The sequence below is a fragment of the Sulfurimonas sp. genome (assembly GCF_023229025.1).
Classification (GTDB): domain Bacteria; phylum Campylobacterota; class Campylobacteria; order Campylobacterales; family Sulfurimonadaceae; genus Sulfurimonas.
The window spans coordinates 1-10,155 of sequence record NZ_JALOAA010000052.1; the positions used below are offsets into that span (position 1 = coordinate 1).

Here is a 10,155-nt window from a genome sequence, read left to right on the forward strand (position 1 = left end):
TGATGGTTTTTTCTATAAAGGAAAAGAAGTTGCTGTAATCGGCGGCGGAGATACTGCCTTAGAGGAGGCTCTATACCTTGCGAAAATATGCTCTAAAGTCTATCTCATCCATAGACGTGACTCATTTCGTGCAGCTCCAAACACAGTAAAAAGAGTAGAAAATTCCGAAAATATTGAGCTTATTTTAAACACTACTCCCGAAGAAGTTTACGGCGATAATATGGGAGTTATCGGTATCAAGGTAAAAAACAGCAATGGAGAGATTCGTGATATAAAAGCACCAGGTGTTTTTGTTTTTGTCGGAAACGATGTAAATAATCAAACTCTAATTCAAGAAGATGGAAGCTTTCTATGTGATGTAAGCAAGCAGGGAGAAATAATTGTTGATATCAGCATGAATACCTCGGTTGAAGGTCTTTTTGCAGCAGGCGATATGCGTATAGCTGCTCCAAAACAGGTTGTTAGTGCTGCGGGTGACGGTGCCGTAGCTGCACTTGAAGCTATATCTTATGTAGATGAAAAATTAAATTAATTTATTTAATAGGAGAATTAAATGACACGAGTTGGTGTTTTTGGTGCAAATGGCAGAGTCGGCAGGTTAATTATAGATGATTTAAAAGAGAGTGATAATATAAGTTTAAGCTCTGTATATGTCAGAAGTTCTCTCGACTTCTCCATTGACCCATCCGTTTTGGTAAGCACGGATATAGAATCATTTTTAAATGGATGCGACATTGTTATCGACTTCTCTCTTCCTGAGGCTTGTGAAATCCTTCTTGAAGCTGCTATAAAAACTCCAAAACCACTTGTTATTGGAACAACCGGATTAAGCGCTCATCAACTTAATCTCCTAAGGCAAGCCAGTGAGAGTATGCCGATTTTATATGCTACAAACATGTCTCTTGGCGTTGCACTCTTAAACAATCTAGTCTATCAAGCTGCAGCTGCACTTGAGGGTTTTGATATAGAGATAGTTGAGATGCACCACAAGCATAAAAAAGATGCTCCAAGCGGAACGGCTCTTACTCTTGGTGAGTCGGCAGCGCGCGGTCGTGGAGCTAATCTAGATAGTGTACGCATAAGTGGTAGAGACGGTAATATCGGTGAGAGAAGCAGAGATGAAATCGCAGTTATGGCTCTTCGTGGCGGAGATATAGTCGGGCGTCATACTGTTGGTTTTTATAATGACGGTGAATTTATAGAGCTAAACCATACGGCGACCTCAAGAAACACCTTTAGCAAAGGTGCTATAAGAGCAGCCTCTTGGCTAGTAAACAAAGAGGCGGGACTTTACTCCATAAGTGACTGTCTTGAGTTGTAAAATAAACTCTATTTAATTTGCTTTTAGTATAATTCCGTTAAATATTCTCGAGGAGAAAATGTGCTAAAAGATGTAAATGAAAAATGTGCAGTTGTAGGAATCTACGGTAATAAAGAAGCTTCAAAATTAGCTTATTTTTCGCTACATGCACTTCAGCATCGTGGACAAGAAGCAGCAGGAATCAGCTCCTCAGACGGAACAAAACTTCAAACAATCAAAAAGCGCGGTTTAGTTATGCGGGTATTTGATGAGAAAAAACTTGAAACCCTAAGGGGCTCAAGCGCAATTGGACATACACGCTACTCAACTGCCGGAGATGACTCCATTTTAGATGCTCAACCGGTATTTGCAAGATATGACTTGGGCGAGATGGCGATTGTTCATAACGGTAATCTTACAAATGCCGAAGAGATTAGAAACAAGCTAATTGATAAAGGTGCTATTTTTCAAACCTTTATGGATACTGAAAATCTTATACACCTTATTGCCAAAAGCGAAAAAAGAAAACTCCTTGATAGAATTATTGATGCTGTACAAAAAATAGAGGGTGCTTTCTCCCTTGTATTTTTAAGCAGAACAAAGATGTTTGCAATGCGTGATAGACATGGTTTTCGACCATTAAGTCTAGGAAAACTTCCGGGAGGGGGCTATATAGTTGCAAGTGAGACTTGTGCATTTGACCTTGTCGGTGCTGAGTTCATAAGAGACGTTGAACCCGGGGAACTTCTAATATTTAACGAAGGCGAAGAGCCAAGAAGCATAAAGGTTTTTGAACCTACTCCAAAGCACTGTATTTTTGAATATGTATATTTTTCAAGACCAGACTCAAAAGTATTTGGTCAGAGTGTTTACCAGACTAGAAAAAATATGGGCAGAGAGTTAGCGCTTATTAAACCGGTTGAGGCTGATATGGTAATTCCGGTTCCCGATGGCGGAGTTCCTGCAGCCATAGGTTATGCACAAGAGAGCGGTATCCCTTATGAGATGGGAATTATGCGTAATCACTATATTGGACGGACTTTTATTGAGCCGACACAAGAGATGAGAGACCTTAAAGTTAAGATGAAACTATCCCCCATGATTGATATAATCAAAGGAAAAAGAGTTATAGTTGTTGATGACTCTATCGTTCGCGGGACAACCTCAAAGAGAATTATAAGAATGCTAAAGGAGGCTGGAGCGAGTGAGGTTCACATGAGAGTATCCTCTCCCCCGACAACAGATCCATGTTTTTACGGTGTAGATACGCCTGACAAAGATAAACTAATAGCTGCTAATATGTCTCAAGATGATATATGTGAGTTTATCGAAGCGGATTCATTAGCCTATCTTGATGAAGCTTCGCTTTTAAGAAGTGTTAATTCAGAAGAAGACAACTACTGTACAGCTTGTTTTACCGGAAAATATATAGTTTAATGGAACAAGTAAATACTTTTGGTAACTACTTAAAGGCTAAGTTTGGTTGCAGAGTCTATAAAGTCGGTATTAATATATCTGGATTTACATGTCCAAATATTGACGGAACAGTAGCTAAAGGCGGGTGTACCTTTTGTGAAAATGACTCTTTTAGCGCAAGTACCGGTGAAACTCAGGAGTTAAAGGGTTTTTACCTAAATTTAGAGTCTAAAACAAATCCAAATCTTGATAAACAGTTAGCTCAACTGGAGATGCAATTTAACGCCATCAGTAAAAGACAGCGCCAAGAGTATGGAGCAAAGAAGTTCCTAGCCTATTTCCAATCCTTTACAAACACCTATGCACCGTTTGAAACACTAAAGGCTCTTTATGACAGGGCTCTCTCGTTTGATGATGTTGTAGGGCTTAGTATTGGCACTCGCTCAGACAGCATAACAGAGGAGACACTAGACTATTTAGCAGAACTTGCCAAAGACAAAGAGATATGGATTGAGTTTGGAATTCAATCGGTATATGATGAGACTCTACAAAAAATAAATCGCGGACATGACAGCGCAAATGTTAAAGAGTGGATTTTAAAAGCAAAAAATAGAGGTCTAAACGTTTGCGGGCATCTAATATTTGGACTTCCCGATGAGACAAAAGAGATGATGCTTCGTACTGCTAAAGAGGCTTATAGCTGGGGCATAGACTCTGTGAAGTATCATCCGCTATATGTAGTAAAAAAGACAGCACTTGCAAATGATTTCATCAAGGGAAAATTCACACCCATTACTGAAGATGAGTATTTAGATGTTTTAGTAGAAGCGATAAAAATGAAGCCAAAGGGTATGTCGGTTCAGAGAGTAACAGCGGGGATAGATGACAACTCCCTGCTCTCTCCGGAGTGGTGTAGAGACAAAAATAGTCAAATCAGAAAAATAAATATGGCACTCAAGTCTTTAGGAGTTAAATATTAGTGAGCGTATAGCTTTGAGAATTGAGTTACACCCCTAAAGTGTGGAGGATAGGCAAAATAGACCCTAAACTCTCTAGATTCTCCCGGTATTAAATCTTTAGCTACCACAAACTCATGGGTTATCTGCTGAACTTTAACATTAGAGTTAAAACTCCCTCCTGAGAAAAAATCAAAAAACCCACTTGGCTTATAAAATGATCCTGCTTTTACATTACCGCTTATGTGCCCTTTGTTTACAAGTTTAATCTCAAAGATAACCTTACCTATTTTGTGCTTTCCTTCATTCTTTACTACACCGCTATACATTATCTCTTCGGTGCTAAGGTTTCTTTTATTCTCCAACTTATAAAGTTTTGCTATTTTTGTATATTTATCTACTACCAAGATGCTAAAACCCGCCATAACAGAAGTTATTAGAAGAGTTGAGAAGATTATTTGAGATCTTATTTTAAAATTTTCTTTTTTAAATGCTAGCGCTATGCCGCCAATAAGAATTAATAAAATAACCGCTAAAGCAATATAGTGCCACTCATTAAACAGTGTAATCATCTGCACTTTGCTCCCAACGTAATATTGTAGTCGCCGCCGTATGTAAAAGGCTCAATTATCATCTTAAACTCCCTCTTCTCATCTTTTACGATACTATCCTCAATAATCGACATTTTATTAAGTGGTTTAAGCCTAAGTATATAATCTTTTATCTTCTTTCCCGTGTTTTTATAGACTGTAGCTGTGATTTGACAGCTTGAAAAATCTCTATCTGAGATATTTTTTACCGCTCCATAAAGAACAATTGCTTGAGTAAAATTTAATTTTTTTTGACTTATTATTGAGGTTTGATTTTTAAATATATACTCATGCATTTTGCTGTAACCGTATGTTGAGCCTACTATAAGTCCAAAAAACGCAAAGAGTATAAAAAAGAGGGCGACAACTACTCTGTTTCTAAGAAGTATGCCTAATGTTACAAAAAGAATAAAAAGTAAAAATAGGGATGCAAACAGAATATAATCATAAATTATCAGCTCATTTAGAAATTTAGTAATTACTCCTGTCATGCTTTAAGAATCTCTTGAGTTTTTCTCAGCTATTCCGCTCATGCCAAATCTGCGAGCCAACTCCTGCTTAACTCTATCGGGAGAGATATTTTTTGCAGCAAGTGCAACTAGCATGTGATATGTTAAGTCTGCTGCCTCGTATATCATCTCGCCTTCATCATTATCCTTGTAAGCAAAACTAAACTCTCCCGCCTCCTCTACAACTTTTTTCAAAATTGCGTTATCGCCTTTGCTTAAGAGTTTTGCAGTCCATGAGGAGTCGGGGTTTGCATTTTTTCTCTCTTGAATTGTATGATAAAGAGTATCGATAGTACCGTAGAGTGACTCACTGCTTACTTCTACATCGCTTTGAATATCACCTGATTCTAACTCTGTAAAAAAGCATGAACGACGACCTGTATGACATGCTACACCGTTTTGTATCACTTTGATTAAGAGTGTGTCATTATCACAATCTATATAAAAAGAGTCTATCTCTTGAGTATGCCCGCTGCTCTCGCCCTTTTTCCAAAGACGTTGTTTGGAGCGGGAGAAGTAGTGCGCTGTTTTTGTTTTTAAGGATAGCTCAAGAGCCTCTTTGTTCATGTAAGCCATCATCAAAACTTCACCGCTGTTTAGATCTTGAACAATAACAGGCAAAAGGGAAATCTTTTGCCAATCTATCCTGTTTACTGTATCTTGCATATTAGTTAGTTAATGATGCTTTTCTTTGAGGATCTTTCATATCAACCCAGATATTTGGAGTTGAACCACCAGGTGTTAAGAATATTTTTGCATCTTTGTTCTCTTTGAGCGCATCGTTAAATTTACCCTGAACTTGAATCTGCTCAAGTTTTAAAAGGTCCGGAGTCAACGATTTTGAGATTAAGTAGTTGGCTTTTGCTTTTGCTTCAGCTTCAATAGTAACGGCATCTGCCAAACCTTGTGCCTCAATTCTAGCTTTTTCAGCAATACCTCTTGACTCTGCAGCACGTCTTAGTGCCTCTTGCTCCGCACGTTGTACCTCTTGCTCCGCACGTTGAACTTGCTGCTTTGCTATTTGAACGTTTTCTATCTGCTCTTTTACTTTTGGAGGCAAAATTATTGCACGAAGTTGAATAGATTGTAAATCTGCAGGAGTATTCTCAAGACTCTCTATATTAGCTCTTATCTGCGTATCAATCTCTGTTGCAATCGTATTTCTCATCTGAGGAAGCGATTCTGCATCATATTTACCGACAACATTACGAACAATATCTCTTGCTACAGGGTTAATAATTTTATCTTCCCAAGCAAAACCCCAGTTTGAAATAGTTTGAGCTGCAAATTGTGCATCAAGTCTGTACTGAACGGTAAGTTCTATAGAGACAGGTAGTCCACGCTTATCAAGAACAGTAATAGCAGGTCTGACATTTACACCAAGCGCATCACTTGTTCCGGTTTCAATAGTAGATGCATAGTTTACTATACGAACTTTTGTATCGACTTTATACACTTTTTGAATGATTGGAACAATAAAATGAAGTCCCGGAAGAAGTGCTTGATCAGAATATTTACCGTTTGTACTAAGTATTCCTCTTTGACCCTCTTCAATAATAGTAAACGGCTTAGCAAGCACCAATACCAGTACAACAGCTATTATAAAATATGCTATACCGGCTTTACCGCCGCCAAAGTTAAAGTCCATCTTTGGCATCTGAGGTATATTTGGTCCACCGCCGCTTCCGCCGCTTGATCTCTTTTGACTGCCGGCTCCTTCGCTCTTTTTTTTGTTAAAGTAGTCATTCATATCTGATGCCATTGTTATACTGTCCTTCATTTTTTTATTCCTTTTATTTGATATTACGCACTAAAACGAACGCGTCCGTTTTTCTAAAGAAACTTCGTTTTGTGGCAGGGACAAATGTCCCTACAACCCCCTAAAGCTACGAAAAACAAAGTTTTTCGAGAACTATAAGCTGCTATATTATTATACGTACGTAAGGTAGTGTTCATACTCTTTATTGCGTCCAAATACTATATCGAAGTACGCACTCTGTAATTTTTCAGTAATCTCGCCACGCGCTCCACACCCTATCTCTCTAGCATCTATAAGACGAACCGGTGTTATCTCAGCCGCGGTTCCGGTTAAAAACGCCTCGTCTGCAATATATACATCTTCTCTTGAGATGCGGCGACGCTCAACTGTAATGCCCATCTTCTGTGCCATCTCAATAACTGTTTTTTGAGTGATTGATTCTAGTGAGTTATCATTTGGAGGGGTAATCAATACACCATTTTTTACCATAAAAAAGCTAGCACCGCTTGCCTCTGCAATATATCCCTGATCATCAAGCAGAAGTGCCTCTTCATATCCGCAATCAATAGCTTCATATTTTGCCATTTGAGAGTTTAAATAATTTGCCGTTGCTTTTGCTTTACCCATGTTTGACGTGTTAGCAGGTCTTGTCATAGATACAATTTTTAACTTTATACCTTTTTTCATGCCCTCTTCACCAAGATAAGCACCCCACTCCCATGCTGCTATTGCAGTCTCTACCGGAGCATCTTTATGATAAACTCCCATAACACCATAACCTAAAAATGCAAATGGACGAATATAGACATTATCGCCTTTAAACTCATTTTTTCTAATTAACTCTACTTGAGCTTGATTCATCTCCTCTACAGAGTAGGGAATATTTAAAAGTGTCATTTTTGCAGACTCTTTTAATCTTTTTGTATGGTCATTTAGACGAAAAATTGCATATCCACGCTCTGTCTTATACGCTTTTGTACCCTCAATAACACCATTTCCATAGTGTAGTGTATGGGATAACACATGAACTTTCGCATCACCCCAAGCAACAAACTTACCATTCATCCAAATATATTTGGCTGCATCCATTTACCTCTCCAATAATTACTACATAAAAATTTTGATATTTTATCCAAAATGATGTTTATATTGTATTAATAGCGCATATTTGCATATTATACCTGCTTTAAATATAGAGTTTTAAAATCATCTACACTTAAAGGTTTTGAGAAGTAGTAACCCTGATATTGGTCACATCCTATGCTCTTTAGGTAGTCGATTTGCTCTTTGTGTTCAGCACCCTCGGCAATTACTTGCATGTTTAAAGTTTGTCCCATCTTTACAATAGTTTCAATGAAAATAGCTCCACTTTTACTATCATAATCATCTATAAACGCCTTATCTATTTTTAGATTATCAACAGGAAATCTTTTCAGATATGAAAGTGATGAGTAGCCTGTTCCAAAATCATCAAGCGATATAGTAACGCCGTAACTATGAAGTTCATGAAGTACTTGAGCGTTCTCTTGAGTATGCTGCAAAAACAGATACTCGGTAATCTCAATATCAATCCTGCTTGGATTAACTCTGTTTTCATCTAAAAGATTTTTAAACTTATATATAAACTCTTTGTCTAAGAGCTGTTTTGCAGAGATATTTATAGAGATAATAATATCTATACCACTCTCTCTCCATAAGCAGTACTGCCTTATAGCCTCTTCTACTACCCACCATCCAAGCTCGGCAATAAAGCCGTTCTCCTCAGCAAGCGGAATAAAAATACTTGGCGGTATCACTCCTTTTTCTGGACTTATCCATCTTATAAGAGCCTCGGCTCCTATAACAGTGTTGCTTTTTATATCAACCTTTGGCTGGTAGTAAAGCCGGTACTCATTATTTAAGAGCGCCTTTCTCATCTCTTTATCAAGGGAGATAGTATCTTGAACTCGTTTGTTAAGCTCTTCTGTAAAGAAGTGATATCTTGCGCGGCCTCTGTTTTTAGCCTCATACATAGCAATATCAGAGTTTTTCATAAGTGAGATTAAATCGTCGCCGTCTTTTGGGTAAAAAGCGATTCCTACACTACTTCCAATATTTATCGGATGAGTTTGGATTATCCAAGTTTGGGCTAGATACTTTTGCACTCTCTCTACTGTTGCCGTTAACTCCATAATTGAACTATACTTCTCAACTATAATAACAAACTCATCTCCGCCAACGCGAGCTACAAAATCGTTTGAGCGCAGAGCCTCGCTAATTATAGATGATATCTTTTTTAAAAGTTCATCCCCCACATTATGCCCCAAAGAGTCATTTATATCTTTAAAGTTATCAAGATCTAAAAATAAAAAAGCAAACTCCTTGCCTTCACGAGAAGAGTTGAAGATTAGACGCTCTACATACTCCTCAAGAGCATTTCTGTTTGCAAGCCCGCTAAGCATATCTGTTCTTGCCATTGAGTAGAGCTCTTTTTTTTCATTCTCAAGTCGTTGAAAAGTTTGAACCATTGAATATCGAATAGTCTCAAGCTCTTTTAATCTAAAAGCCTTAGGTACATCACTTTGATAATATGCAAATTGACGAAGTCTCTCTAGTGGATTTGCTACAAAACTGCGTAAAAAAAACCATAAAAAAATAAGTACAAAAGCTGGAATAAATCCAAAATATAACAAAAAGGTTGATTGTTTATCACTAAAGTAGAGTGCTATTTCATCTTTGTCAAGAACAAACGTCAGCTTTAAGAGAGTCGGTTTTTTCCCCTCATAAATTCTTATATCCTCTTCAATAGCCTCAATTTGCTCAAGCTTGTCATAAGCGGATAGAGCATCATTAAAAATTAGGTTTGTTGATATTGTTTTACGGATAAAGGGATCTGTTGAGATTAGTATCTCATCTTCATTATGTATAAAAATAGAATCAATAAAATCGCTATTTAAAGCAATCCTATCAAGCATAGAACGAAAAGAGACCACATCCTCTACACTACCGATACTCTTAGATAGATGGTAGCTAGTCTCTAACATTTGGGAGTTTATTACTCTTAGTATTGCCGATGCCGTTTTTTCTTGCTGTGCAACATAGTAGTATATAAACAAAAAGTAGAGCGTACCAAAAATTATAGAGATTAATAAAAAAATAAATTTTTGTATACTAAGTAGCATCTTAAATCAAATCTTGCATAGGAAAATTCTCTTTTTTAATTCTACCTTTTATCTCAGAAGGAATCTCCTCGTTTATCCAAATGACATTGGCAAGAGCGCTTTTAAACTCATTATAACTAATCTCCAAGATGTAGGGTTTTATCTTTTCATAAAACTGCTTTGGATCTTTATGAAGCATTGCAACTGCCCTGTCAACTGCTTTTTTCAGCCCTTCAAACTGCTTTTTATGCTCTGTAAGCGTTTTTGTGGTAGTAAACATGGCATCAAATACCAAGAGATTAAACTCATCTTTTGTCGATGCAATCTTTTTAAAACCCTTACTATGTAACTTATTGTCATATGGGGAGTATGTAACTATTATGATAGGCTTACCCAAAGAGGTCTCTTTTATTGTTGATATATGTGATTGGTCTTGATTTATATATACTATGCGCTCTTCATCTAACTCACTTTTTTTTATAAAA

General features: G+C 37.3%; 11 protein-coding genes. 4 read left to right on the forward strand and 7 right to left on the reverse strand.

Features of this window, described 5'->3' with window-relative positions; genetic code table 11:
• The 4 genes from M0Q20_RS10060 to M0Q20_RS10075 all read left to right on the forward strand — a co-directional run.
• A partial coding sequence (locus M0Q20_RS10060; protein ID WP_295061431.1) for an FAD-dependent oxidoreductase occupies positions 1-532 on the forward strand: 532 nt, incomplete at its 5' end.
• A 21-nt stretch (positions 533-553) separates the two neighbouring features.
• A complete protein-coding gene (gene dapB, locus M0Q20_RS10065; protein WP_295061434.1) occupies positions 554-1,321 on the forward strand; it encodes a 4-hydroxy-tetrahydrodipicolinate reductase in 768 nt (255 codons plus the stop codon).
• Positions 1,322-1,381: 60 nt separating this feature from the next.
• Positions 1,382-2,737 (forward strand): amidophosphoribosyltransferase, encoded by a 1,356-nt coding sequence (gene purF, locus M0Q20_RS10070; RefSeq protein WP_295061437.1) that lies wholly within the window; start codon positions 1,382-1,384, stop codon positions 2,735-2,737.
• A complete protein-coding gene (locus M0Q20_RS10075) occupies positions 2,737-3,696 on the forward strand; it encodes a TIGR01212 family radical SAM protein (protein ID WP_295061440.1) in 960 nt (319 codons plus the stop codon). Before purF ends, M0Q20_RS10075 begins: the two co-directional genes overlap by 1 nt.
• Here the strand turns inward: M0Q20_RS10075 and M0Q20_RS10080 are convergent.
• The 7 genes from M0Q20_RS10080 to M0Q20_RS10110 all read right to left on the reverse strand — a co-directional run.
• Positions 3,693-4,244: a DUF2393 family protein gene (locus M0Q20_RS10080; RefSeq protein ID WP_295061442.1), complete on the reverse strand. Its 552-nt coding sequence runs from the start codon at positions 4,242-4,244 to the stop codon at positions 3,693-3,695. The two genes, M0Q20_RS10075 and M0Q20_RS10080, sit on opposite strands and share 4 nt — an antisense overlap.
• A complete protein-coding gene (locus M0Q20_RS10085; protein ID WP_295061445.1) occupies positions 4,241-4,753 on the reverse strand; it encodes a DUF2393 family protein in 513 nt (170 codons plus the stop codon). Before M0Q20_RS10085 ends, M0Q20_RS10080 begins: the two co-directional genes overlap by 4 nt.
• 3 nt (positions 4,754-4,756) lie before the next feature.
• Positions 4,757-5,437, reverse strand: a complete 681-nt coding sequence (gene hisIE, locus M0Q20_RS10090) for a bifunctional phosphoribosyl-AMP cyclohydrolase/phosphoribosyl-ATP diphosphatase HisIE (RefSeq protein ID WP_295061448.1) — start codon at positions 5,435-5,437, stop codon at positions 4,757-4,759.
• Position 5,438: 1 nt separating this feature from the next.
• Positions 5,439-6,533 (reverse strand): prohibitin family protein, encoded by a 1,095-nt coding sequence (locus M0Q20_RS10095; RefSeq protein ID WP_295061460.1) that lies wholly within the window; start codon positions 6,531-6,533, stop codon positions 5,439-5,441.
• A gap of 168 nt (positions 6,534-6,701) precedes the next feature.
• Positions 6,702-7,619: a branched-chain amino acid transaminase gene (locus tag M0Q20_RS10100; RefSeq protein WP_295061451.1), complete on the reverse strand. Its 918-nt coding sequence runs from the start codon at positions 7,617-7,619 to the stop codon at positions 6,702-6,704.
• Between the two features lie 86 nt (positions 7,620-7,705).
• Positions 7,706-9,691 carry an EAL domain-containing protein gene (locus tag M0Q20_RS10105; protein WP_295061454.1) on the reverse strand — a complete coding sequence of 662 codons (1,986 nt, stop codon included), beginning with the start codon at positions 9,689-9,691 and terminating at the stop codon, positions 7,706-7,708.
• 1 nt (position 9,692) lies between these two features.
• The coding region (locus M0Q20_RS10110; RefSeq protein ID WP_295061458.1) for a hypothetical protein at positions 9,693-10,155 on the reverse strand (463 nt) is incomplete at its 5' end.

Bases quoted from the DNA above. Each gene is read 5' to 3' on its own strand.
- M0Q20_RS10085 (WP_295061445.1), bottom strand. From the start codon at position 4,753: ATGACAGGAGTAATTACTAAATTTCTAAATGAGCTGATAATTTATGAT.
- M0Q20_RS10105 (WP_295061454.1), bottom strand. From the start codon at position 9,691: ATGCTACTTAGTATACAAAAATTTATTTTTTTATTAATCTCTATAATT.
- hisIE (WP_295061448.1), bottom strand. From the start codon at position 5,437: ATGCAAGATACAGTAAACAGGATAGATTGGCAAAAGATTTCCCTTTTG.
- M0Q20_RS10095 (WP_295061460.1), bottom strand. From the start codon at position 6,533: ATGGCATCAGATATGAATGACTACTTTAACAAAAAAAAGAGCGAAGGA.
- M0Q20_RS10100 (WP_295061451.1), bottom strand. From the start codon at position 7,619: ATGGATGCAGCCAAATATATTTGGATGAATGGTAAGTTTGTTGCTTGG.
- dapB (WP_295061434.1), top strand. From the start codon at position 554: ATGACACGAGTTGGTGTTTTTGGTGCAAATGGCAGAGTCGGCAGGTTA.
- M0Q20_RS10075 (WP_295061440.1), top strand. From the start codon at position 2,737: ATGGAACAAGTAAATACTTTTGGTAACTACTTAAAGGCTAAGTTTGGT.
- M0Q20_RS10080 (WP_295061442.1), bottom strand. From the start codon at position 4,244: ATGATTACACTGTTTAATGAGTGGCACTATATTGCTTTAGCGGTTATT.